Annotated in this window: 22 protein-coding genes; 15 read left to right on the top strand and 7 right to left on the bottom strand. The window is 48.9% G+C overall.

From position 1 onward, the window contains the following. Nucleotides 1-4: 4 nt before the first annotated feature. Nucleotides 5-1,078, bottom strand: a complete 1,074-nt coding sequence (locus UCI88_RS05870) for an ATP-binding protein (RefSeq protein ID WP_256180305.1) — start codon at nt 1,076-1,078, stop codon at nt 5-7. A 10-nt stretch (nt 1,079-1,088) separates the two neighbouring features. Beyond that, complete coding sequence (locus UCI88_RS05875) at nt 1,089-1,868, bottom strand: hypothetical protein (protein WP_288159946.1); 780 nt, start codon at nt 1,866-1,868, stop codon at nt 1,089-1,091. 339 nt (nt 1,869-2,207) lie between these two features. On the opposite strand from UCI88_RS05875, the gene UCI88_RS05880 reads away from it, so the two are divergent. From UCI88_RS05880 to UCI88_RS05915, 8 genes are all read left to right on the top strand, one after another. Next, the gene (locus tag UCI88_RS05880) at nt 2,208-3,080 is read left to right on the top strand and encodes a LysR family transcriptional regulator (RefSeq protein ID WP_044505272.1); all 873 of its coding nucleotides are present in this window, start codon (nt 2,208-2,210) and stop codon (nt 3,078-3,080) included. A gap of 52 nt (nt 3,081-3,132) precedes the next feature. Then, nucleotides 3,133-3,825: an iron-sulfur cluster assembly scaffold protein gene (locus UCI88_RS05885; RefSeq protein ID WP_044505273.1), complete on the top strand. Its 693-nt coding sequence runs from the start codon at nt 3,133-3,135 to the stop codon at nt 3,823-3,825. A 12-nt stretch (nt 3,826-3,837) separates the two neighbouring features. Next, nucleotides 3,838-4,848: a GGGtGRT protein gene (locus UCI88_RS05890; RefSeq protein ID WP_044505274.1), complete on the top strand. Its 1,011-nt coding sequence runs from the start codon at nt 3,838-3,840 to the stop codon at nt 4,846-4,848. A 148-nt stretch (nt 4,849-4,996) separates the two neighbouring features. After that, nucleotides 4,997-5,923, top strand: a complete 927-nt coding sequence (locus UCI88_RS05895) for a C40 family peptidase (RefSeq protein ID WP_044505275.1) — start codon at nt 4,997-4,999, stop codon at nt 5,921-5,923. A 129-nt stretch (nt 5,924-6,052) separates the two neighbouring features. Beyond that, the gene (locus tag UCI88_RS05900; protein WP_044505276.1) at nt 6,053-7,402 is read left to right on the top strand and encodes an MFS transporter; all 1,350 of its coding nucleotides are present in this window, start codon (nt 6,053-6,055) and stop codon (nt 7,400-7,402) included. 129 nt (nt 7,403-7,531) lie between these two features. Further along, on the top strand, nt 7,532-8,452 hold the full coding sequence (locus UCI88_RS05905; protein ID WP_256180306.1) for a substrate-binding domain-containing protein: 921 nt from the start codon (nt 7,532-7,534) through the stop codon (nt 8,450-8,452). A gap of 1 nt (nt 8,453) precedes the next feature. After that, complete coding sequence (locus tag UCI88_RS05910; RefSeq protein ID WP_256180307.1) at nt 8,454-9,896, top strand: HAMP domain-containing sensor histidine kinase; 1,443 nt, start codon at nt 8,454-8,456, stop codon at nt 9,894-9,896. Continuing rightward, nucleotides 9,877-10,497, top strand: a complete 621-nt coding sequence (locus UCI88_RS05915) for a response regulator transcription factor (protein ID WP_044505279.1) — start codon at nt 9,877-9,879, stop codon at nt 10,495-10,497. The genes UCI88_RS05910 and UCI88_RS05915 overlap by 20 nt, the downstream gene beginning before the upstream one ends. 69 nt (nt 10,498-10,566) lie before the next feature. Here the strand turns inward: UCI88_RS05915 and UCI88_RS05920 are convergent, their stop codons facing one another. Continuing rightward, nucleotides 10,567-11,520, bottom strand: coding sequence for a LysR family transcriptional regulator (locus UCI88_RS05920; RefSeq protein ID WP_330024110.1), 954 nt, complete (start codon nt 11,518-11,520; stop codon nt 10,567-10,569). A gap of 224 nt (nt 11,521-11,744) precedes the next feature. On the opposite strand from UCI88_RS05920, the gene dinB reads away from it, so the two are divergent. From dinB to nagA, 3 genes are all read left to right on the top strand, one after another. Beyond that, the gene (gene dinB, locus UCI88_RS05925) at nt 11,745-12,920 is read left to right on the top strand and encodes a DNA polymerase IV (protein WP_044505281.1); all 1,176 of its coding nucleotides are present in this window, start codon (nt 11,745-11,747) and stop codon (nt 12,918-12,920) included. Between the two features lie 141 nt (nt 12,921-13,061). Further along, nucleotides 13,062-13,220, top strand: coding sequence for a hypothetical protein (locus UCI88_RS05930; RefSeq protein WP_330024111.1), 159 nt, complete (start codon nt 13,062-13,064; stop codon nt 13,218-13,220). Nucleotides 13,221-13,673: 453 nt separating this feature from the next. Further along, a complete protein-coding gene (nagA, locus tag UCI88_RS05935) occupies nt 13,674-14,831 on the top strand; it encodes an N-acetylglucosamine-6-phosphate deacetylase (RefSeq protein ID WP_256180309.1) in 1,158 nt (385 codons plus the stop codon). A 72-nt stretch (nt 14,832-14,903) separates the two neighbouring features. Here the strand turns inward: nagA and UCI88_RS05940 are convergent, their stop codons facing one another. Then, nucleotides 14,904-15,782, bottom strand: a complete 879-nt coding sequence (locus UCI88_RS05940; RefSeq protein WP_256180310.1) for an ROK family protein — start codon at nt 15,780-15,782, stop codon at nt 14,904-14,906. Between the two features lie 125 nt (nt 15,783-15,907). Between UCI88_RS05940 and UCI88_RS05945 the strand changes: the two genes are divergently transcribed. Next, nucleotides 15,908-17,752, top strand: a complete 1,845-nt coding sequence (locus UCI88_RS05945; RefSeq protein ID WP_176698869.1) for an alkaline phosphatase — start codon at nt 15,908-15,910, stop codon at nt 17,750-17,752. Between the two features lie 95 nt (nt 17,753-17,847). Here the strand turns inward: UCI88_RS05945 and UCI88_RS05950 are convergent, their stop codons facing one another. From UCI88_RS05950 to UCI88_RS05960, 3 genes are all read right to left on the bottom strand, one after another. Next, nucleotides 17,848-18,684, bottom strand: a complete 837-nt coding sequence (locus UCI88_RS05950; RefSeq protein WP_044505285.1) for an Mrp/NBP35 family ATP-binding protein — start codon at nt 18,682-18,684, stop codon at nt 17,848-17,850. Next, nucleotides 18,677-19,042, bottom strand: a complete 366-nt coding sequence (locus UCI88_RS05955) for a DUF134 domain-containing protein (RefSeq protein ID WP_044505286.1) — start codon at nt 19,040-19,042, stop codon at nt 18,677-18,679. Before UCI88_RS05955 ends, UCI88_RS05950 begins: the two co-directional genes overlap by 8 nt. A gap of 343 nt (nt 19,043-19,385) precedes the next feature. Then, nucleotides 19,386-20,081: a FadR/GntR family transcriptional regulator gene (locus UCI88_RS05960; RefSeq protein WP_256180311.1), complete on the bottom strand. Its 696-nt coding sequence runs from the start codon at nt 20,079-20,081 to the stop codon at nt 19,386-19,388. 312 nt (nt 20,082-20,393) lie between these two features. Between UCI88_RS05960 and UCI88_RS05965 the strand changes: the two genes are divergently transcribed. Genes UCI88_RS05965 through kdgT form a run of 3 tightly spaced genes read left to right on the top strand, consistent with a single transcriptional unit; the run spans nt 20,394 to nt 23,239 of the window. Then, entirely contained in the window at nt 20,394-21,374 is a 981-nt protein-coding gene (locus UCI88_RS05965) for a C-terminal binding protein (protein WP_256180312.1), read from the top strand. A gap of 29 nt (nt 21,375-21,403) precedes the next feature. After that, complete coding sequence (gene kduI / locus UCI88_RS05970; protein ID WP_256180313.1) at nt 21,404-22,249, top strand: 5-dehydro-4-deoxy-D-glucuronate isomerase; 846 nt, start codon at nt 21,404-21,406, stop codon at nt 22,247-22,249. Nucleotides 22,250-22,273: 24 nt separating this feature from the next. Continuing rightward, nucleotides 22,274-23,239 (top strand): 2-keto-3-deoxygluconate transporter, encoded by a 966-nt coding sequence (gene kdgT / locus UCI88_RS05975; RefSeq protein WP_330024114.1) that lies wholly within the window; start codon nt 22,274-22,276, stop codon nt 23,237-23,239. Nucleotides 23,240-23,351: the final 112 nt, after the last annotated feature.

Here is a 23,351-nt window from a genome sequence, read left to right on the forward strand (position 1 = left end):
CGTTTTACCGCAGGGAGCGAAAGGCCGCAAAGTAACTGTCGATGAAGTCGGCGTTATCCAAAGCGCAGGCATAGACTTTGGGGTTGGCGGCTTTCATGTCTTTCATGACACCTAAACGAAGATCGACGGGATAGAGGGAAAGGAAGGCGACGAAGCGCGATAATAAGGCCTGATTGTCGCTGTCTTGGGAAAGGTGGTAGTCTAATTGTTTTAGGACGTTTTTGGCCGTAAGGTAGAGGCGGGTATGGCTTTCGCCGGCAACGCGGCCGCTCAATTCCGGAGCCAGGGTTTCGTCGCTGAATACGTCATTATAGGTGATGAGGGGAGAGGCATCGGAGTTGACGAATTGGATGAATTCTTCGGCGATGAGTTTTCCGACGTTGCCGCGGATGACGTTGTGGAAGACGGATTTTGGAATGCTGCCGGAATCATTTTTATAGATGGTGTAGAGCTTTGAAATTCGTTCATAGCTGCGAGGGGTGGCGTTGATATCGTCTTCGTTGGTCTTATCGAGGTACTCCGGATAGGTGGAAATGAATTCCATGACCTTTTCTTCAATGCCGGCCGACGAGGCCCAATCGAGCCACTGCAGGTAATCGGGCTCCATGTACAGCCAAACGAAGCGGTTCTCTTGGGCGGCGTCCATTTCGACGACTTCATAGTCGTAGGCATCGGAGGGGTTCATGGCGGCGATGATGTGGACCGACGGCGACAGGGCGTATCCGTTGATTTCGCGGTTCAAGATGAGGTTCATCAATTCTTGCTGGACGGCGTGGTCGCAGCGATTGATTTCATCGATGAACAAGAGGACCGTTTTGCCCTTAGCGATTTCTTCGTCGATGGTACGAAGTTTATGATGGACGGCGTAGACCGTCGTTCCATTTTCGACGGTCGGAAGGCCGCCGATTTCCCCTTCTTTTAATAAGTTTCCGTCGATTCCGACGAGGCTCCAGTCGTGACGACGGGCCAGTTCGCGGGCAAGGGAGGTCTTGCCGATACCCGTTTCACCGACGAGAAGGGGAACTTCACCGGCAGTGAGAACGAGTTCTACGCTTTTATAGGTATCTGTAAAGTTCATGTCGTTACTCCTATTTCATGGTCAATTTTTCATCTACAGTAATGCGTCGGGCCTTTGGGCTGCCATAGTCATCGACGAGGAGTACCTTGTCGACAGGCGATAAGTCGACGGCGCTGCAGGTAATGAAGTTGCGGACGTATTCTTCGGATACGTCTTCTTGGGCGAGGATAGCCTTGAGGGTATCGCGCCAGTCATCCGGCGTGAGGCTGATATCTTTGGGGATGTATTTACTGACCAGGACGTTGAGGCCCAGGTAGTGGAGAAAATCTTCTTTTCCCAAATTGCGGATGAGCCGCAGGGCTTGGGCATCTTCGACGATGGCCAGGTCCTTTGCTTCGTCCGTCGGATTTTCGATGTAGCGAAGGGCTTCGTAGTTGCCTCGGACGGCGGCCAGTTGGACGTCTTCTGCCGGATCTTTGATGTATTTGACGGCGTCGTAGTTTTTGTTGACGGCGCGGAGCTGCAAATCGTGGCCGGCATCTTTGATGTATTTAATGGCCCAGCCGGACTGGTCTAAGGCGGCGTCGATGAGTTCCTGCGACGGATTTTCGAGGTAGCTTAAATTGTTCCAGCCGGCGCGTACGGCTTGAAGTTTGATGTCTTCTGAGGGATTGTCGATAAACTGGATCGCCCGGGCCGTGTTGGCAATGGCTGCTTCCTGGACGGCAGGCGAAGGATTGGTAATATATTGGAGAGCCTGGCCGTTTAACTGTACGGCCAGAAGCTGCATTTCTTCTGTTGGATTTTCGATTCGCCCAATGACATAAGGATTGTTACGAATCATATTCATATATTGTTCTGTTGTCATATCGGGTACCTTTCCTTGAAATAACAGGTTTTTTTATTTCTATTATACAATAATCATTATTAATAAGATATATTTTGTTGTTATCGATTATAGTTAATATATATTACATCTATTAATAGGGATACGGCTAAGGATCGTTTGGATATGAAAAAAACAAGAGTAGAGGGAAGCGGTGATTTGGCAGGCCCTTGTTGAGAATACGTTCCATTGGGAACAATGTCGTCCCATCAGTATACTGAAATTGCCCACTTTGTTCTTGATAAAACGACTGAAATATCATAAAATTATCTTATGGAAAACGCAAAGAAAGGAAAGGGTGCCATGTTAGATTTTCGTATCCATACATTTTTGTGCGTTTGCCGTCACATGAATTATACCCGGGCTGCCGCTGAACTCCATATTACGCAGCCTGCCGTTTCTCAGCATATTCGATATTTAGAACGCGAATACGGGGCCAAACTTTTTAGTTACAAGGGGAAACATCTGCAGTTGACACAAGCCGGGCACATTCTCTGGAATGCTGCGACGGCTATTAGTCATGATGATACGCTTTTAAAAGAGCATCTGCATGACTTGCAGCAGCATAACCGCTCCTTGTCTTTTGGCGCGACGCCAACAGCCGGCATGGGAATTCTCGATAAATTGTCACTCATTCTCAAGCAGAATGGAGACATGAATCTTCATATGGAAATTGCCGATGCCGATAAACTGCTCCAGTCCTTAGATAAGGGAAACATTGATTTTGCCATTGTCGAAAGTTCGTTTGATCAAGGGCATTACGATTCGCTTTTATTTTCTACGGAACCCATCGTTGCCGTCTGTTCGGACGGGTACGATACGCCCGTCGAAATGACCTTGTCGGATCTTATGCACCATCGTCTCATCATCGGCGAACGCCATGCCGGTGTCCGGCGGATCTTAGAACGGAAGTTGGCGGAAAAAGGGTACACCCTGGAGCATTTTCCGTCCCGCTATGAAGTGGGCAGCCTGTCCGCTGTAAAAGGGCTGGCCTGCCGCGACTGCGGTATTGCATTCTTATATGAAAAATCAGTTCAAAAGGAACTGGCTGAGGGAAGGCTCAGACGCATCGCCATTACGGACTTTTCCGTTATGCACGCATTTTCATTCTTGTGGCGCAAGGGCAGCATGTACCGCGCTTTGTTTACACAGATATATGACCAGTTGAAAGATTGAGTCGTATACTTGCTGCCGTTTATTTCATAGATTTTGAAAGGGTGAAGAGAACATGTTGTATTCAACAGAAGTTAAGAATATGTGTCCTGTCACAAAGGGAGCATATCATGGACCAGCACCGATTCCGGAAGAAGGCGAATGGGTACAAGTAAAGGAAATTAAAGATGTCAGCGGTTTGACACACGGTGTAGGCTGGTGTGCCCCTCAGCAGGGTGCCTGTAAGCTGACCCTCAATGTCAAAGACGGCATTATCGAAGAAGCCCTCGTCGAAACGATCGGCTGTTCCGGCATGACTCATTCTGCAGCCATGGCTTCGGAAATCCTCCCGGGCAAGACCCTTCTCGAAGCCCTTAATACGGACTTAGTATGTGACGCTATTAACGTAGCTATGCGCCAGCTTTTCCTCCAGATCGTATACGGCCGCACACAGACGGCATTTTCTGAAGGCGGTCTCCCGATTGGCGCCAGCCTCGATGACCTCGGCAAAGGCCTTCGCAGCCAGACCGGCACCATGTTCGGTACGAAAGCGAAAGGCACTCGTTACCTCGAAATGACCGAAGGCTATGTCACCCGCATGGCCCTTGATGAAGAAAATCAGGTCATCGGCTATGAATTCATCCACCTCGGAAAAATGATGGAAGCCATTAAAAAAGGCATTGAACCGGCTAAAGCTATGGAAGATGCTAAAGGTCATTATGGCCGCTTTGAAGAAGCAGCTTCGTACATCGATCCGAGACAGCAATAGGAGGGCAAAACAATGGAATTATTTGAAAGCTACGACAGAAGAATCGATAAAATCCTCGGCGTACTGAAAGAATACGGTATCGGCAGTGTTGAAGAATGCCGCGATATCTGTGCAGCTGCCGGTTTGGATCCTTATAAAATCGTCAAAGACGTACAGCCTATTGCCTTTGAAAACGCCGGCTGGGCTTACACCGTCGGTGCCGCTATTGCCATTAAAACCAATGCGCGGACGGCTGTAGAAGCTGCCAAAGCTATCGGTATCGGTCTCCAGTCCTTCTGTATCCCCGGCTCGGTTGCGGAAGACCGTAAAGTCGGCCGCGGCCACGGCAACCTGGCTGCCATGCTCCTTCAGGATGAAACGAAGTGTTTCTGCTTCCTCGCCGGCCATGAATCCTTTGCCGCTGCTGAAGGCGCTATCGGTATCGTCCGCAACGCCAATAAAGCCCGCAAGGTACCCCTTCGCGTTATCTTGAACGGTCTTGGCAAAGATGCAGCGCAGATCATTTCCCGCATCAACGGCTTCACCTATGTTCAGACCCAGTTCGACTACAAGACCGGCGAATTGAACATCGTTCGTGAAGTACCGTATTCCAAGAGTGAACGGGCTAATGTCCGCTGCTTCGGGGCTGACGACGTCCGCGAAGGCGTTTCCATTATGCACCACGAAGGCGTTGACGTTTCCATTACGGGCAACTCGACCAACCCGACCCGTTTCCAGCATCCCGTTGCCGGTACTTACAAAAAAGAATGTATCGAAATGGGTAAAAAATACTTCTCCGTTGCTTCCGGCGGTGGTACAGGCCGTACCCTCCATCCGGACAACATGGGTGCAGGCCCTGCTTCGTACGGCATGACCGATACCATGGGCCGTATGCACAGTGACGCTCAGTTCGCCGGTTCTTCGTCGGTTCCGGCTCACGTTGAAATGATGGGCTTCCTGGGCATGGGCAACAACCCCATGGTCGGTGCTTCCGTCGCCGTTGCTGTTGCTGTTGAAGGCGCTGCCAAGGCCGGTAAGTTCTAATTCACCTTCGATCCTTAAGAGACTTCACAACTCGGTTGTGAAGTCTTTTTTTCGTATTCACGATAAAGATTAACCTGAAATCTACTAAAAAAGAGAAAAAACTGGTATAATAAACGTATATTTTACAAAGCGGAGAAAGGGGTATTCGATGAATACGACAAAGAAAATAGCAGCCGCACTGGGATTCTGCGTCCTGACTTCCGTATCGGTCGTCGGCGCCACCTTCCATCCCGGTGACCGAGGCGACCAGATTGTCACCATCCAGCAGGCACTGTCCAGTAGAGGCTATGCCGTCGCTGCTGACGGTGATTACGGGGTCTCGACGCAGGCTGCTGTCCGGAAGTTCCAGGAGGACCAGGGCCTGGATTCCGATGGAATCGTCGGAGCTGCGACGTATGCAGCGCTCACCGGTTCATCTATGCCGGAAAATGATGCTGTCGCTTCAGCCTTTGTTACCAAGGCGACGGCAGACAATGAAATCCTCCTTATTCAACAGGCTCTGGTAAATGCCGGATACAATGTCGATGTAGACGGTATTTTTGGCGCCGGCACAGAACGGGCTGTCCGTTCTTATCAAGGCGACCATGGACTTGAAACGGACGGTATCGTCGGTCCGTCGACCTTTTATGCCTTGACGGGGCAGCAGCTTCCGACAGGTCCCATACGCCGTTTCGGCAACGGCGGCTATAACGGTGTACCCCGTATTGCCAGTTCGGAAGCAACCCATATTCTCGACATTGCCAATCAGTATATCGGCGTTCCTTACGTCTTTGGCGGCTCGACGCCGTCGGGCTTCGACTGCTCCGGCTTTACGCGCTATGTCTATTCGGCAGCCGGTATCGACCTGCCCCGGGCCGCGGATGAGCAGTATGACGTCGGTGAATCGGTATCCATGGCCAATTTAGAACCCGGTGACTTGGTCTTCTTCTCGACCTATGAGGCCGGAATTTCTCACGTCGGAATCTATATCGGCAACCATCAGTTTATCAATGCTGCCAGTGACGGAGTCAGCGTATCTGATATGGACAGCAGTTACTGGTCTGCCCGATACGTAGGCGCTAAGCGCATCATGTAGTGTAAGAAAAACTCCTACAGAAAAATCAGAATTTTTCTGCTACCGTTGTTAGAATTTGTTTATTATAATAAAGCCGTACCATACGGATTTATCATTATTCGGATTCATGCAACGGAAGGAGTTTTTTTTATGCTCAATTTAATCTGGAACTTTTTCAGAACGGCACCGGACGCCGTACCAATGACGGATGGCGAGGCCATCAAGAAAAAGTTTAACGCCATGCGTTGGCGCGTATTTGCTTCCATCACGATCGGATATGCTTTTTATTACATCATCCGCCAGAGTTATTCGGTTATTAAGAAGCCGCTTCTGGCATCGGGGATCGTTACGCCGACGGAAATCGGGATCATCGGCTCGGTATTCTTCGTAACCTACGGTCTTGGGAAATTTACCAACAGTTTCCTGGCAGACCGCATGAATAACAAGCGATTCTTTTCCTTTGGCTTGTTCATTTCTTCACTCACTATGGTCGGCATGGGGCTTGTCAATTCCTTCGTTCCCTTAGCCGTCTTGTGGGGTCTTAATGGCTGGTTCCAGTCTTATGGTGCCGGTCCGTCCATTGTCTCCCTGAATCAGTGGTTCAGCAATAAACAGCGCGGAACCTTGTATGGCATCTGGTTTACGAGTCACAACCTGGGCTCATCTTTCGCTTACTTTGCCATTGCTGCCATCGTTTCCATGTACAACTGGTCTATGGGCTTCATTGCGGCCGGCATCATCTCCCTTATTGGGACGGCCTTCATTTACTTCGGTATGAGCGACCGTCCGGAAACGCAGGGACTGCCGAACGGCGCCGTCTATTACGGAGAAAAGACGCAGGAACAGATCGATGCGGAAAAAGAAAAATCAGTCGGCACCATGCAGTGGAATGCCGTCGTCAAGAATCCTGCCGTTTGGATTCTCGGTCTTTCCTCACTCTGTGTCTATATTGCCCGCTATGCCATTGAAAGCTGGGGCGTCGTTTATCTGACGTCGCAGAAGGGCTATGATATGATGGGGGCTGCCGGCGTCATGGCTTATATGCAGGTGGCCGGTATCTTCGGGGCGCTCTTGTGCGGTGTTATTTCAGACAAGTTCTTCAATCACAAGCGCAATATGCCGGCCCTGTTATATGGGATCTTCTATTCCCTGTCCATTGCAGGATTCCTCTGGGCGCCGCAGTCCTTTACCATGGATATGCTGTGCATGACCTTCTACGGCTTCACCATGGGGGCTTTGGTTTGCTACATGGGCGGTCTCATGGCTGTCGATATCGTGCCCAAACGTGTTACCGGTGCGGCTATGGGGATGATCGGTCTCCTCAGCTATGCCGGCGCGGCCCTGCAGGAATTCATTACGGGGAAACTCATGACCATTACCGTCGTCAATGGCGTTAAAGTCTATGACTTCGGACTGGCTACGGAATTTTGGGTCGGTGCAGCCGTCGTCTCGACGCTGCTGGCTCTCCTCGTTTGGAATGCAAAACCGAAAGAAGACTAAGGATGAAGGCGTTGTCCGAAGGGACAGCGCCTTTTTTTCGCATAGCCTTGCGGCAGATTGTAAAACCCTACTCAGCCGGGCCGATTCAGGGTATAATAAATGATATAAATTATATGCAGGGGAGGCATTATGAAACGGGTTATTTCTATGATGCTGCTGACCTTAGCCTGTCTTTTCAGTGCGGCCTGCGCCCATCCTCAGGGCTATATCGACTTTACGCAGCCTGAGGGCGCTCGCCCGGCTGTAGAGCAGTCCGGTGTAAAACCGCTTCGCATCGCCTTTGCGTCGGTCATGTCGCCGAGGGAAACGCGGCAGGTGTATCAGCAGATCGTTACTTATATTGCTCAAAAGCAGCAGCGGCCGGCTGTTCTCATCCAGCGCCGGACCTATGAGGAACTGAATGCCCTCTTGGCCAACGGCGACGCCGATATTGCCTTTTCCTCGACAGGCGCTTATGCTGCCTATCAGGGGCAGGTTCCGATCGAACTGTTGGCCATGACCGAGACCAATGGCACGTCCCATTACCAAACGTATATCATCACGGCGGCTGACAGCGATATCCATGATTTTAGTCAGCTTCGGGGCAAGGTTTTTGCTTTTACGGACCCTTTGAGCTATTCAGGCTGTTTGGCCATTAAATTTTTGCTGGCCCGAGATGGAACGACGCCGGAAATCTTTTTCAACCGCTTTTTCTATACCCATGGTCATGACAAATCACTGTGGTCTGTTGCCAATCATCTGGCCGATGCAGCCGGTATCGACAGCCAAATTTATGAGCTCATGGCGGATACCAATCCGGCCCTTTCCAAGGAAGTACGCATCATTGACGCCTTGCCGGAAGCGCCGACCGGACCGATCGTCGTCCGCAGTGATTTGGATCCGGCGGAAAAAGAAGAGCTCCGCCATATCTTTTATACGATGCATGAAGATGCGGATTTAGCCAAGGCCATGAAGAACATCGTCATCGACCGGTTTATTCCGCCGGATTCTGAGGCCTATGAAGCGTTCAAACAGCAGTATCAGGCACAAAAACGATTGGCAGGAACGTAAGATGAGAAACTACACGTTATACGTAAAATTTAATGCCCTCATCGTCGGCACGATTTTTATCTGCGGACTGCTGACGGCGTCGCTGTTCCTCTATTCGACGAGTGAGTACATGAGCCATGAACTCGAGGCATCCGGGAAGGAACTGGCCGTGTCCATCGGACAGGTCGTCAGCAATGACATCCTCGTCGACGACCGTTTTGATATGACCGAGCAGCTGCTCCATGCTCAAAAGACGAACGACCAGGTCCGCTACATTCTGGTGACCTATCCGGACGGACGTATTCTGGCCAGTACTTTTACGGACGGACTGCCGAAGGGCCTTCCGGAACGGCGGGATATGACTATGGAAGGCGTCGGGCAGGCAGTGACTTTTGACAGCACCGAAGGCTATATCCGAGAAATTCTCGTTCCCATCGACGGCGGTTTAGTCGGATATTTTCGAGTCGGTCTGTCCGAGCGGCCCATGATGCAGCTCATGTGGAAGCGCTTTGTCGAGACGATGCTGATTATCCTGGCCATCTGTCTGGTGGCCTCTGCTTTGGCTACGCGATATGCCAGGGCTTTTCTGCTCCCCGTTCAAGCTCTGGCGAAAGCCATTCGTCAAATCGGCCGCGGGAATTACAACGTTCGCGTTTCCGTCGAAACGAAAGACGATGTCGGCCAGTTGGCTAAGGCGTTCAATGTCATGAGCAACCGTCTGTCGGTCAAGGATCGGGAAAACTCGAAACTTTTGACGGCCCTTCGGGAAAAGGAGAAGAATAGAGTTTGGCTCATCGATCAGCTGTTTTCGGCTCGTGAAGATGAACGGCGCCGTATTTCACGAGAGCTCCACGATGAAACGAGTCAGTCTATGGTATCGATCTTAGCCTACCTGCGGCTCATTCAGGACCGGACTGAAAGTCCCGACGTGCGGGAATTGGTGACCGGTGTCCGTGAATTGACGAGAGAGACTCTGGAAAGCCTGCGCCATTTGGCGGTCAACCTCCATCCGCCGCTCCTCGACGATTTAGGCCTCATCGTAGCCATTGAAAAATATCTCGATACGTATCGGCAGACCCAGCCGAATCTTTCCGTGTCTTTCTGTCATGACGGCGATATTGCTAAAGTGTCGCGGCCAGTTGCTTTATTTTGTTACCGCATGGTGCAGGAAGGGCTGACCAACATCGCTCGCCATGCCCAAGCTCATACAGTGACGATTGAACTGAACATTCTGCCGTCGTCCTTGTCTTTACGTATTGCCGATGACGGCGTCGGTTTCAGTGCCGCCCGGGCTGAGCAGGCACGGCTTGATAATCATTTAGGGCTGGTCAGCATGCAGGAACGGACTGACGTGTTGAATGGCACTTTTTATATCGACGGCCGACCGGGGAAGGGAACGACCCTGACCATAATGCTGCCGTTACATCTGAGTGAGGAGATAGAAGATGAACATACTATTGGCTGATGACCACCGCATTTTGCGGACGGGCCTCAAATTATTGTTAGCTTCGCAGGACGACTGCAAGGTCGTTGCCGAGGCCTCGAACGGACAAGAAGTCCTCGATATACTGGAAGAGACAGACGTCGATGTCGTCCTTCTTGATCTATCGATGCCGGTCATGAACGGCATCGACTGTTTACGGGAAATCCGTCGCCGCCATTATGCAGTGAAGGTCCTGGTCCTTACCATGTACAGCGAGCAGGAGTACGTGACTGAATTGATGCAGCTCGGTGCTGACGGGTACTTGTGCAAAGATACCCTTGATGCAGAGCTCTTTAAAGGCCTTCGTGCCGTCGCTTCCGGCGAGCGTTATCTAAGTGAACGCGAAGCCCGGAGTCTCCTTAACGGTGTCTTAGCAGAGAAAAAAGATATGCCGACCTTGTCGGAACGGGAGCAGGAAGTCCTCGTTGCCTTAGTACACGGCCATTCGCTGTCGTCTATCGGGGATACGCTGCACCTTTCGGTAAAGACCGTGTCGACGTATAAAACGAGGCTTATGCAAAAGCTCAATTGTAAGACGAAGTCAGAGCTTGTAGATTATGCCTTAAAACACCACTTGATGTAAGTCTTTTGGGCATAAAGAAAGCATTGCCCGCAGGCAATGCTTTCTTTATTGATATTTACGGCAGACAGCTTAGTCTTCACTAGGCGTGTCCGACAGGAAAGGCTGGTCGGCAGCTTCATTTTGAATCATCGTACTGGCATCTTTGAAATACTCTTTAAAGGACTGGACCCAGGTCCGGGACGGATGGGAGAGGTATCCCTTGCTTTTCCAAATGAGGGCCAGCGTCCAGTACAGGTGTGGTTTGACCAAGGGAACGGATACAGCAAGATCCGGCGAAATGCGCTGACAAATGGTGTGCGGCATGAGGGAAATGCCCAGTTTGCCCGATACCATCTGGGCCAGGAAGTCCCAGTTGCTGGAACGGCAGACGATTTTCGGATGGGCCATGATTTCCTGAAACGCCGAGCGCAGATAGGGATTCAGCGAAAATCCATTGGGATAGAAGACGAAGGTTTCGTCTTTGATATCGGATAAGGTCAGGGACGGACGGGAGGCCAGGGGATGATCCGGCCAGAGGACGACGTCGAGAGGCTCTTCATGGAAAATGAAGAATTCATAAGGGATTTCCGTCGTAATCGGCAGGGCGACGAAGCCGACCTGGATGAGCCCGTCGTCGATGGCTGAGACGACGTCTTGGGAGCCGACTTCCTTCATTTCCAATTCGATTTTGGGATAGGTATTGATGAAATGAGCGATAAACGGCGCGATGACAGACGACCCGATCATGGGCGGGACCCCGACGGACAACTTGCCGGAATTGAGGAGCTGCGGCAATTCCATTTCTTCATTCAACTGGGTAAAGCCCTTGATGAGTTCTTCGATTTTAGGAAGCAAATAGGAACCCGTTTCCGTCAGCTCTACATTTTTACCCTTGCGGTCAAATAATTGCACACCCCAATGTTCTTCCAGGGCCTTGATGCCCTTGCTGATAGACGGCTGGCTGATGTGCAGGGATTTTGAAGCCTTTGTGAAGCTTTTTTTGTGAGCGACTTCGATGAAGTATGTCAATTGGAATAAATCCATAATATACTATTTCACCTCTCTTTAGTATTCTTATAGTTTACCATATTACGGATTGAAAATCCAATGATGTGCAGTCTCGTTAATTAGCGTAATGACGCCATTTTTACAGAAAATTTGATTTCCGGCACCGGTCCCAAAGTCTTGCGGCCGAGCCGTACCGGGAAGCGCCGTATTTACAAGATGTCTCTCGTGTATCATAATAGAGAGTATAAAGGAGGGAGCTTATGGCAACGCGATGGATTATGCACGTCGATATGGATGCGTTTTACGCGTCTATTGAACAAAGAGACAATCCGGCCTTGAAGGGACTGCCCGTCGTTGTCGGCGGCCTTATGGACCGCGGCGTCGTAGCAACGGCATCCTATGAAGCGCGGCGCTATGGCATCCATTCGGCCATGAGCATGAAGGCGGCACGGAGACGCTGCCCGAACGGCGTCTTTTTACCGGTACGGATGGCGGCCTATCGAAGGGTGTCGCATCAGATCCGCTTGATTTTATCTCACTATTCTCCCTATATCGAACCCTTGGCTCTGGATGAAGCTTTTTTGGACGTATCCGGCATGGAACGCCACTATCCCAATATCGTCGATATCGGAAAAGCCGTCAAAGACGAGATTTTTCGGACGACGGGCCTCGTCGCCTCGGCAGGGATTGCGCCCAATAAATTTTTAGCGAAACTGGCTTCGGATTTAAGAAAACCGGATGGCTTAGTTTGGATTCCCTATGGGACGGAACAAGCGGTATTGGCGCCGCTGCCGATCAGTCGATTATGGGGCGTCGGCAAGGTGACGGAAGAAGCTTTAAAGAAGGGCGGATACCATAGGATCGGCGATATTTCGGCGTCCAGCCCGGAGGCCTTAAAACCCCTCTTAGGCAATCAGGCCGAGCGCATTTACCGATTATCTCTCGGTCAGGATAAGCGACCTTTGGAGGTACGGCGGCGGCCTCAGTCGGTTGGAAATGAGCATACGTACAGCCGTGATTTGACACTGCCTTCTGAAGTCGATGAACAGTTCCGCCTCTTAGCCAATGAAGTGGCCTGGCGGCTGCGTCAGAGCCGGCTCATGGGACGGACGATTACGATCAAGATCCGCTATGCTTCCTTTAAGACCGTTACCCGGTCGCTGACCCTTAGCGATATGGGGACGGCGTCGGAAGAACAATTATATTTTTCGGCAAAAAGATTGTATAATAAGGATAAAGGACATGAGCCAATCCGACTGCTGGGTCTCACCGTCAGCCAGCTTCAGCCGTATCAAGTCCAGGGCGATTTATTTTCCGAAGACGAGGAAACGAAGGAGAAAGTCATCGAGGCCATCGATAAACTGCAGCAGCGATTCGGTCGTACGGCCATTATGAAAGGGTTTTTGTGGGAAATGTCCCATGAGAAGGATACGTAAAAAAGGAGTTTTAGCCATGGCAATTTTTAAAGTCGTCGCCCATACCGGTGACAATAACAACGGATCGAGTATAATACGGAAACGAAGGAGCTGGGCGTTCATCTGAATGATGAAGCTGTCAACGAACGCGCCCGGGAGTATTTGACGACCGAGCGGGTCCTGCATCAGTATACGGACCTTTCGCAGTATAAAACCATCAGTGCCGTTCCGACGTCGAGCTTGGAAACGTTGAAATTGGCCATGTGTTATATGTGGCGGGCGACAGGTGTCCACATCGATTGGAGCCGTCCCGTCGAATAAGACAGCTTTAAAAGTATTCACAATGTATCCACATTTTCTGTGTACAACAGTGACAGAAATGTGGATATTTTTTTGGAATCCGCATAGTTGCGCTGATTTTTTTCAGTGGATACTTATATCAAGTGATGTTGGGAAATGTGGATAAGTCGCGCGGATAAATATATATCCCCAGAGGAAACACAACGATAACGGCATGGTTGAGCGATTGTACGTGGGAGAACAAATGAACAAAGTGATGTGTATAATTCCTGTAGAAATGTGGATAAGTTGATTCGGAGATTTACACACAATATGTGGATAGATTGTGGAAAGATATCCACAGGAGGACAAAGCATAAAAACGCCATTTACGGACCTATTCACAAGTTATCCACTTTACATATCCACAATTTCCACAGATTTTACGTTTGTGGTATACTGGAAATAGTGAATACGATTTTAGGAGGAATTTATTATGAAAGCAATTTTCGACGGACTGATTGTCCTGCCGAATGAAATTGTCAACGGACATGTTATTCTGTATGAAAAGGATATATGGCGCATCGTTCCGCGTAAGCAGTTCAGAGCCGGCATGTGCTCGGAATTCATCGATGCCAACGGCGGTTTTGTCGTCCCCGGCTTTATTAATGAACATATTCACGGCTGTGCCGGTGCCGACGTCATGGATGACGACGATCAGGCTTTGCCGACGATTCAGCAGGCCCTGCCGGCGACGGGCGTTACGTCCTTTGCAGCGACGACGATGACTATGGAACAAGCGGCTATCGAAAAGGCCTTGCAGAGAATTAGAACGGCAAAGGAAAATTACGCCGGTGGAGCACAGGTCCTCGGCGCTCATCTGGAAGGCCCTTTTGTAAGCCCCCTCTATAAGGGGTCCCAGTCCGAAGACTGTATACAGGATCCGGATTTTTCCTGGTTGGAACCCTATGGGGACATCATTAAAATCATTACCTTGGCTCCGGAACAGTTAAAGAATAAGCAATTTTTAAAGGCTTGTAAGGATCGGGGCATCGTCGTATCTCTCGGCCATTCGGGGGCTTCTTTTGAACAGGCCATGGACTGTATGGAAACCCTCGGAAACTGCCATGTCACCCATCTGTATAATGCCATGACCCCCTTCCGCCATCGGGAACCGGGCCTTGTCGGAGCAGCTCTTCTCCATAAAAATGCCTGTTGTGAACTGATTTGTGATGACCTCCATGTTCACCCGGCGGCGCAGAAGTTGGCCTATCAGATGAAAGGCCGCGACGGGCTCATCTTGGTCACCGATTCGATGAGGGCCTGTCTCCAAGGCGACGGTGAATCGAGTCTTGGCGGCCAGAAGGTCTTTGTAAAGAATGGTGAAGCCCGATTGGCTGACGGGACTTTGGCTGCCAGTGTGGCCCCTATGAACGAAGTTGTCCTCCATTTCCTTATCAATTCGGGGGCATCCCTTCCCGATGTCGTAGCTATGGCTACCATCAACCCGGCGAAAGCTCTCGGGGTGTACGATCGGATCGGCTCTCTGGAAGAAGGCAAACAGGCCGATATCGTCGTCTTGGACAGCAACGACTTCCATGTAAAATCGACGGTCGTCGCCGGTGAATTGGTTTATAACGAACCGATACAATAAAATCTATTATATGTAATGAAAAGAAGGCCAAGGTGCTTTGTTCCCTTGACCTTCTTTTTTGTCGGAAAGAATCTATCCGAGCGCTGATTTTTTATTTTTCAATACATATAGAGCGCCTAACAAGCCGGCGTCGTTTTGGAGTCTTGCAAAGGCGAGGCCTTTTGGGGGGAGCATCCGTTCCGGCAGACGCTCTGACAGGGCCTGTTCAAGGGGCTGGCGGATGATGGATTCCCGGTTCATGATGCCGCCGCCGAGGATGATTCGTTCGGGATTGAAGAGACTGATGATATTGGTGAGGCCGTCGGCCAGATTCTGACAGAAGATATGAAAACAGCGAAGGGCCTGAGCATCGTCGCTTTCAATCAGTTGGAAGGCCCGGTAGCCGTCCATTTCTTTGGGAGGAATGCCTTTTTTGCTGGCGATTTCACGGCAGAGAAAGGACGCCGAGGCGACGTCGTGGAACCGGCCTGCCGGGAGGCTCATATAGGCGATTTCTCCGGCAGCATGAGTGGCGCCGTGGAGTACCCGACCTTCTTCGATGAGGGCTCCCCCGATGCTGGTGCCGACGGTTACGGCAAAGAAAGACGAGACGTCCTTTCCGGCTCCGAGCCAATATTCGCCGAGGGCGGCACAATTGGTATCGTTTTCGACGCTGACAGGGAGTTTAAATTCTTCCTCGAACATCGTTTTCCAAGGCGTTCCTGTATAGCCGGGGATGGAGAGGGCGTATTCTACCGTGCCGGATTCGGTGTTTACAATGCCTGCCGTCGACAGGGCGATGCCGGCAAGCGATACTTCTTTCTGCTGCTGTCGGACAAGGTTTCGGACCGCAGCGACGATGGAAGGCCCGTCTCCGGAGGGGATGAGACCTCTTTTGTGGAAGCGGCCCTCTTCATCGATGAGGCCGAATTTGATTGCCGTTCCGCCGACATCGAAGCAACTGTACATCATTATAGTTCACATCCTTTTTACGAGAGAAAGTTAACTTATACAAATATTATACATGGATTTGACAATTTCTATGTAAAAGGCCCCTATACTGTTCTTATCAATGTAGTCTTTTAGGAGGTCATGATATGAAACGACAATGGTTAAAAAGAGCAATTCTTTCTATGGTAGCTTGTGGTTCCCTGTTGGGCGTCGTCCCGGGCGTACAGGCAGCCGATGTCCGGATTTTACCGGTAGATACGGCTAAATTCTTGGCAGGTGCTAAATTCGACTTTGATGTTGAAGTTTCTAACGCGAAAGACTTGAAGAACGTCGATATTACGATTAATGGTCAGAATGCCAATCAATTTTTCGGACAGAAAGTAGAAGGAAAAGATTTGGGCAACGGTGTTGTTTCTTATCGTGTCAACCAGGTAAATTTCCCGAAGACCGGTAAATATACGGTCCGTGTTTCGGCTACCGATGCTGACGGCACCAATTCTGCCGATGCACGCTATACGGTTGTTCAGGAAAAAGCTCAGAAACAGGCTAAAAACGTCATCCTCTTCGTCGGTGACGGCATGTCCCTGCAGGCTAGAGAAATGGCTCGTATCATTTCCAAAGGCCTGACCAACGGGAAATACAACGATCTCTTGGCTATGGAAAAAATGCCCCATAACGCACTGATCACGACCAGCGGATACGATTCCTTGACGACGGACAGCGCTAACTCGGCATCGGCTTATGCTACGGGTCATAAATCGGTCGTCAACGCCATGGGCGTTTATGAAGACTCGACAAAGGATCCTATGGATGATCCCCGCGTTGAAAACGTTGCCGAAATCCTGAAGCGTACGCGCGGCATGTCCATCGGTGTCATCACTCAGGCTGAATCTACAGATGCTACGCCGGCCGCTATGATTGGTCATACGCGCCGTCGTGCTAACCAGGATTTATTAGCTTCTCAGTACTTGGAAGACTATCATCGTCCGGACGTCATCATGGGCGGCGGTTCCAGCCGTTACATTCCGCAGACGGAAAAAGGTTCCAAACGCCATGACAATGAAAACGTCATCCAGGAATTCAAAAATAAAGGCTACACCTTCGTTACGAACTCGAAGGAAATGATGGCTGCCGACAGTAATAAACCGCTCTTGGGCCTCTTCCATCCGAGCACGATGAACGTTTATATCGATCGTGAAATGCTCAAGAATCCTGAAGTATTAGGTAAATATACGGATCAGCCGAACCTCATCAACATGACGAAAAAATCCTTGGATATCCTCAGCAAGAATCCGAAGGGCTTCTTCGCTATGATCGAAGGCGCATCCATCGATAAACAGCTCCATGCCATGGATTGGCAGCGTGCTACGTACGATACGATCGAATTCGATAAGGCTATCGAATATGCTCAGAAATGGAATAAGGAACACGGCGATAATACCTTGATCATCGTCGTTGCTGACCATGCTCACGGTGCTTCCATTACCGGTACCTACCATGAACACGACGGCAAGAAGGGCATTGAAGCTGTCCGCACCTATGCCGATTCCATCTTCCCGACCTTCAAGGATGCCGACCACGACGGTTTCCCCGATAATCCGGATCCCGATGTAACCTTGGCTGTTCAGTATGCTAACCATCCGGAATATTATGAAAACTACCACTTCCAGCAGAAACCGACCTATCCGACGATTTCCCAGACTGTTACCAAACAGGAAGCTCAGGTTGCCGGCGATAAGACCGAATACCATCAGGTTTCGACCGTCGTTGCTAAAGGCAATCCGGCTCGTCACCACGCAGGCGATCCCATGGAACTCGTTCCGGCCAACATCCCCGCTACCATTGGTGATGAAACTCACGCAGCCGATGATGTCCCGTTGAATGCAGAAGGCCCGGGTTCCGAATACTTCAAAGGTGTCATGGACAACACGGAAGTATTCTTCGGTATCATGCGTGCCCTTGGCGTCGACGCTACGAAAAACGCAAAATAAAAACGGACTACGATAGCAAGGCTTATCTTGCTCGGTTACACCGCCGTTTCATAAAAAATGCTGCCGCAATTCATATTGCGGCAGCATTTTTTTGCTTACTGACCGAGAACGCTGTCGAGGTAGGCAGCGGTATCCGATAAGAAGCTGGCCGGATAACCTTCGATATCGCCCTTATCGCAGTGAGCTGCGAATTCCGGATCGATGGGCAGTTTTGCCGTATGAGGAATCGAATATTTCTGCGCCGATTCTTCGACATGGCTGTGTCCGAAGATTTCGTGTTTTTCCTGGCAGCTGGGACATTTGAAGTAGCTCATGTTTTCGATCAGGCCCAAGACAGGAACGTGCATCATTTCCGACATGTTCAAGGCCTTTTCAACGATCATGGAAACGAGTTCCTGAGGAGACGTGATGACTAAGATGCCGTCGACGGGCAAGGACTGGAAAACCGTCAAGGGGACGTCGCCCGTTCCCGGCGGCATGTCGACGAACATGTAGTCGATGTCGCCCCAGATGACGTCGGTCCAGAACTGTTTAACGGCGCCGGAAATAACCGGTCCGCGCCATACGACCGGAGCCGCGACATCTTCCAACAGCAGGTTCATGGACATGACTTTGATGCCGGTCTTGGTCGTAACGGGGTTGATGCCGTCATCGTTGCCCGTGGCATGACCGGTCAAGCCGAAGACTTTCGGGATAGACGGGCCGGTGATATCGGCGTCGAGGATAGCAGTTTTAAAGCCGCGGCGCTGCATTTCTACAGCCATCAGGGACGTAACCAAGGATTTACCTACGCCGCCTTTGCCGCTGACGACGGCAATGACGTGCTTGATGTGAGAACCTTCGTGAGGCGCTGCCTGGAGGCTCTGAGGCTGGTTGCGCTGTGCGCAGGAGCTGCCGCAGCTGGAACAGTCGTGTGTACAATTTTCACTCATTGGGATCATTCTCCTTTGAACTTTTCTTTCCGGCACGGCAGCAGTCGTGATGGCACGAGCCGGAACGTTCACAAACTTGAATATGGCCGCCTTCGATGACGAGGTCTTTGCCATGAATGAGGGCGTCGGCCAGTTTGTGGCGGGCTGAATTATAAATACCGGTCACCGTCGTGCGAGCTACATTGATCTGAGCGGCACACTCTTCCTGCGTCAGTCCGACCCAGTCGATGAGGCGGATGACTTCATATTCATCGATTCCCATGGCAACCGTATCGTCCGACTGACGTCGGTCAACCGGTCCGAAGGCTGATGAAACAGGCAGTGAACAAACACGTCGGCACCGCGGTGGTCTCGGCATAAAATCCCTCCTTTACGCTATTTATTATAGTTAGATAGCTGACATATGTCAAATTTGATAAGCGTTGCCAACATATTCTTTATTTTCCGGATGACCTTGTCATCGTCGAAGAAAGTGGTGCAGTTTTTCTGAAAGTAGTAGAGAAAACCGAATTATTCTGTGATAGGAAACAGCTTTTACTGTCTTTTAGATATAGATGAAATGCCGTTTATCAATAAAATCTATCAATGGGAGGCCGTTAAAGTTCCCGGGTTTTTAAACGGATTTTATAATAAATGACAGACGTTAAAAGCCAAGATTTTCTCTAGCTGTTTTACTAGGAAAGGCTTGGCTTTTTATGATATCATTGGTGATTTTTTATTTTACTTACAATGAACTCTCGCAGTGCTCCGACGTGGCATATCATTGAATTTTCAGCACTGATAGGATCGTGACGGGCAATTGCTTCTACTGTTTTTCGGTGATAGATATACGTGTTGCTGTCTTTTAGGGAATCAGAAGTGGCGACAATCGTTTTCCTAACAGAGGAGGTTAAAATATAGGATAAATTGATGAGAATACGGTTACCGCTGGCTTCGCAGATCATCGTATGCAGCTTGACATCTTCTTTTTCGTAGTCTGCATTTGACTGTATTAATTTTTCTACGAGTGTACATTGATCCCTTAATTTACGACACTGCTCTTCTGTAGCGTTCATTGCCGCCAGCATAGCGGCTTTAGGTTCAATCATGACTCGGACATCCAATAAATCGATAGCGAGTTGATCGGCGTCATAAATAAAAGTGAGTCCTAAAGGATCGTCAGGAACGCCCCGTCGTGGAGAGATATATGCTCCGGATCCTTGGCGGATTTCTAAAATATTGCGGGCACTGAGGATACGTATGGCTTCACGGATCGTTGATCGGCTGACGCCCATTTTTTCGATTAATTCAGCTTCCGTAGGCATTCGATCGCCTGGAATCATCTGGTTCGTGGTTATATATTCGATCAATAAGTCTGCTGTTTGGGCTGCCATAGACTGCGCTTTATTTTTTACCATAAAAACCCCTTCCTTATCAAGTGTTATCTCTTATTTATACAATATTATATCATCTTATTCATCATACGAATATATAAACTAATTAAAAATATGGTGAATTTATGTTATGTAAAAGTCATGGGTGTATGATGAATTATATTAAATCATCATACATAAATAGGATATATTGCTAATTAAGCTGGAAAATGCTATTATAATCACAAGAAACATCTGATGAATTTAAACGTATACATATGATGACTTTTTTGATTTATCATATAAAAGAATGCAATGCGTGAATGAGGTCCATTCTGGAAAGCCGGGTGACAATTTATGGATACGGTGTATATCACTGAATACGACTATCCCTCCTTGGAGATAGAACAAAAAATGTTTCGTGAGATAGGTATTCCCTTTATACCGACTCAAAGTCATTCAGAAAATGACATTATAAAGAACTGCAAAGACGCAGCCGGGTTGATGGTTCAATATGCCCATATCACTGAAAAGATAATGAGCAGTCTTCCTAATTTAAAAGTGATTGCTCGCTATGGTGTCGGAGTGGATAACGTTGATTTGGAGGCAGCTACCAAACACCATATTTGTGTTGCCAATGTACCTGATTACAGTATTGATGAAGTTTCTACGCAAGCGATTGCTTTAATGCTTGATTGTTGGCGGCGAGTTACTTTCCTTCATAACTCGATTCATCAAGGGCATTGGGATTATGCGATTGCACAGCCTATTTGGCGCCTTCGAGGGCATAAACTGGGCTTGGTTGGTTTTGGGAAGATTGCTCGCGAGGTGGCCGTTAAAGCTCAGGCTCTTGGGCTAGAGGTTCTTTCTTACGATCCTTATGTACAGCCGGAATCGATGAGAGCGATGGGGGTCTTATACCAGCCATTCTATCAGTTGCTTCGTGAAGCAGATATTATATCTCTCCATACACCCCTTACAAAAGAAACGTATCACTGTATTAATTCGGATACGCTGGGGTTGATGAAAGCTTCTGCTATTTTAATTAACACGGCACGAGGTCCGCTGGTGGATGAGAAAGCACTGCAAACGGCTTTAACGAATCATCAAATTGCAGGGGCCGGTTTAGATGTGCTGGAAGTTGAACCGATTCGATCAGATAATGGATTCCTGTCAATGGATAATGTTGTATTGACTCCTCATGTTTCTTGGTATTCTGAGGAATCAAATAAAGAAATGAAGACCAAAGCGGCTATGGGAATTATTGAAGTCTTACAAGGCCGAGTCCCAACCTATTTAGTGAATAAGGATGTTTTGCCTTATCTATCCTTAAAATAAATTATTTATTATTGTTCGGAGGTATTATTATGGATATTCGTTATTCTACAAACCCGCAGGATTTTAAAAAGTACACGACGGAAGACATTCGTCGGGAATTCCTTATTGACACCTTGTTCCGTCCCGATGAAGTTATGGCTACTTATTCTCATGTTGATCGTATGGTAGCGGTTGGCTGCATGCCGGTGAATGAAGTTGTTCCTATTGATAAAGGGATTGATTGCTGGAAAAATTTCGGTACGCACTATTTCCTTGAACGTCGTGAAATTGGTGTTTTTAATGTCGGAACCGGTGCTGGCACCATTGTAGCAGACGGTCAGACTTATAACATGGGACCAAAAGACTGTCTGTATATCACGATGGGGACGAAAAAAGTTACTTTTGCTTCTGATGATCCTAACAACCCGGCTAAGTATTATATGGTTTCTGCACCGGCTCATAAGGCTTGCCAAACCAAATTTATTTCCATTAAAGATGCGAATAAAAGACCTTGCGGAGACGCAGCATTAGCAAATAAACGTGTTATTAATCAATTTATTCATCCTGATGTTGTTGAAACATGTCAGCTTTGCATGGGACTTACGGCTCTCGACGAAGGCAGTGTTTGGAACAGTATGCCGCCGCATACACATGAACGCCGGATGGAAATTTATTTCTATTTTGAAGTACCTAAAGATCAGGCTGTATTCCATATCATGGGGCAGGAACAGGAAACGCGACACCTTGTCATGCATAATGAACAGGCTGTTATCAGTCCGTCTTGGAGCATGCACTGTGGCTGCGGTACGCATAATTACACCTTTATCTGGGCTATGGGCGGCGAAAATAAAGAATTTGACGATATGGACCACATTGAAATTAAAAATATGAAATAAATTTTTAGCAGGGAGGAATTCATTATGCATATTTTAAAAGCTGTCAAAAATGTTCCTGGTGGATTGATGTTGGTACCACTTTTACTTGGGGCTTTGTGTCATACCTTTACACCCGGTGCCGGTAAATATTTTGGATCTTTTACTAACGGCCTGATTACAGGTACGGTGCCAATTCTGTCGGTATGGTTCTTCTGCATGGGTGCCAGCATTAACTATAAAAATGCCGGTCTCGTCCTTCGGAAATCGGGTACCATTGTAGTTACAAAAATTATTGTAGCTTGGATTGTTGGATTCATTTGTGTCGCTTTCATGCCAAAAGGGATGATCCAGACCGGATTCTTTGCCGGGTTGTCCACTTTAGCTATTGTTACTTCTATGGATATGACAAACGGTGGTCTGTATGCATCTTTGATGCAGCAATACGGGACAAAAGAAGAAGCCGGTGCTTTTGTACTGACTTCTATCGAATCGGGCCCGCTCGTTACGATGATGATTCTTGGTTCGACGGGTGCTGCATATTTTGAACCACACCTTTTTGTGGGTGCTGTTCTTCCGTTTATTATTGGCTTTATTCTTGGCAACCTGGATCCGGAACTCCGTGATTTCTTTACGCCGGCTGCTACCATCATGATTCCCTTCTTTGCATTTGCTTTAGGCAATACGATTGACCTTACGGTCATTTTCAAGACTGGCCTTCTTGGCATTATGCTGGGTCTCGGGGTTATTGTGGTTACGGGTATTCCTCTTATACTGGCTGATCGTGTTATTGGTGGCGGCAATGGGGCTGCCGGATTGGCTGCTTCGAGTACGGCCGGGGCCGCTGTTACCAACCCCATGATTGTTGGCCAAATGATTCCTGAATTCCAAGAAATTGTTCCGGCGGCGACTGCCTTGGTTGCAACAAGTGTTGTTGTTACTTCGATTGTTGTACCGATTATTGTTGCTTATTGGGTAAAAGGGGTTGGCAAGAAGCATAAAGATTTGGGTTGATTGTATAATGAATTCGGACATATAAAAAAAGACATAAACGGAGATCTCTGTTATGATAGATTCACCACAAAACACCATTAGGAGGTCTCCGCCATGTCTCATGTCCATTCTA

The sequence above is a fragment of the Megasphaera massiliensis genome (genome assembly GCF_036305205.1).
GTDB classification, from domain to species: domain Bacteria; phylum Bacillota; class Negativicutes; order Veillonellales; family Megasphaeraceae; genus Megasphaera; species Megasphaera massiliensis.

What these genes read in the sequence shown, in the direction of transcription:
- UCI88_RS05870 (WP_256180305.1), bottom strand. Translation starts at nt 1,078, where the DNA reads ATGAACTTTACAGATACCTATAAAAGCGTAGAACTCGTTCTCACTGCC.
- UCI88_RS05875 (WP_288159946.1), bottom strand. Translation starts at nt 1,868, where the DNA reads ATGAATATGATTCGTAACAATCCTTATGTCATTGGGCGAATCGAAAAT.
- UCI88_RS05880 (WP_044505272.1), top strand. Translation starts at nt 2,208, where the DNA reads ATGTTAGATTTTCGTATCCATACATTTTTGTGCGTTTGCCGTCACATG.
- UCI88_RS05885 (WP_044505273.1), top strand. Translation starts at nt 3,133, where the DNA reads ATGTTGTATTCAACAGAAGTTAAGAATATGTGTCCTGTCACAAAGGGA.
- UCI88_RS05890 (WP_044505274.1), top strand. Translation starts at nt 3,838, where the DNA reads ATGGAATTATTTGAAAGCTACGACAGAAGAATCGATAAAATCCTCGGC.
- UCI88_RS05895 (WP_044505275.1), top strand. Translation starts at nt 4,997, where the DNA reads ATGAATACGACAAAGAAAATAGCAGCCGCACTGGGATTCTGCGTCCTG.
- UCI88_RS05900 (WP_044505276.1), top strand. Translation starts at nt 6,053, where the DNA reads ATGCTCAATTTAATCTGGAACTTTTTCAGAACGGCACCGGACGCCGTA.
- UCI88_RS05905 (WP_256180306.1), top strand. Translation starts at nt 7,532, where the DNA reads ATGAAACGGGTTATTTCTATGATGCTGCTGACCTTAGCCTGTCTTTTC.
- UCI88_RS05910 (WP_256180307.1), top strand. Translation starts at nt 8,454, where the DNA reads ATGAGAAACTACACGTTATACGTAAAATTTAATGCCCTCATCGTCGGC.
- UCI88_RS05915 (WP_044505279.1), top strand. Translation starts at nt 9,877, where the DNA reads ATGAACATACTATTGGCTGATGACCACCGCATTTTGCGGACGGGCCTC.
- UCI88_RS05920 (WP_330024110.1), bottom strand. Translation starts at nt 11,520, where the DNA reads ATGGATTTATTCCAATTGACATACTTCATCGAAGTCGCTCACAAAAAA.
- dinB (WP_044505281.1), top strand. Translation starts at nt 11,745, where the DNA reads ATGGCAACGCGATGGATTATGCACGTCGATATGGATGCGTTTTACGCG.
- nagA (WP_256180309.1), top strand. Translation starts at nt 13,674, where the DNA reads ATGAAAGCAATTTTCGACGGACTGATTGTCCTGCCGAATGAAATTGTC.
- UCI88_RS05940 (WP_256180310.1), bottom strand. Translation starts at nt 15,782, where the DNA reads ATGATGTACAGTTGCTTCGATGTCGGCGGAACGGCAATCAAATTCGGC.
- UCI88_RS05945 (WP_176698869.1), top strand. Translation starts at nt 15,908, where the DNA reads ATGAAACGACAATGGTTAAAAAGAGCAATTCTTTCTATGGTAGCTTGT.
- UCI88_RS05950 (WP_044505285.1), bottom strand. Translation starts at nt 18,684, where the DNA reads ATGAGTGAAAATTGTACACACGACTGTTCCAGCTGCGGCAGCTCCTGC.
- UCI88_RS05955 (WP_044505286.1), bottom strand. Translation starts at nt 19,042, where the DNA reads ATGCCGAGACCACCGCGGTGCCGACGTGTTTGTTCACTGCCTGTTTCA.
- UCI88_RS05960 (WP_256180311.1), bottom strand. Translation starts at nt 20,081, where the DNA reads ATGGTAAAAAATAAAGCGCAGTCTATGGCAGCCCAAACAGCAGACTTA.
- UCI88_RS05965 (WP_256180312.1), top strand. Translation starts at nt 20,394, where the DNA reads ATGGATACGGTGTATATCACTGAATACGACTATCCCTCCTTGGAGATA.
- kduI (WP_256180313.1), top strand. Translation starts at nt 21,404, where the DNA reads ATGGATATTCGTTATTCTACAAACCCGCAGGATTTTAAAAAGTACACG.
- kdgT (WP_330024114.1), top strand. Translation starts at nt 22,274, where the DNA reads ATGCATATTTTAAAAGCTGTCAAAAATGTTCCTGGTGGATTGATGTTG.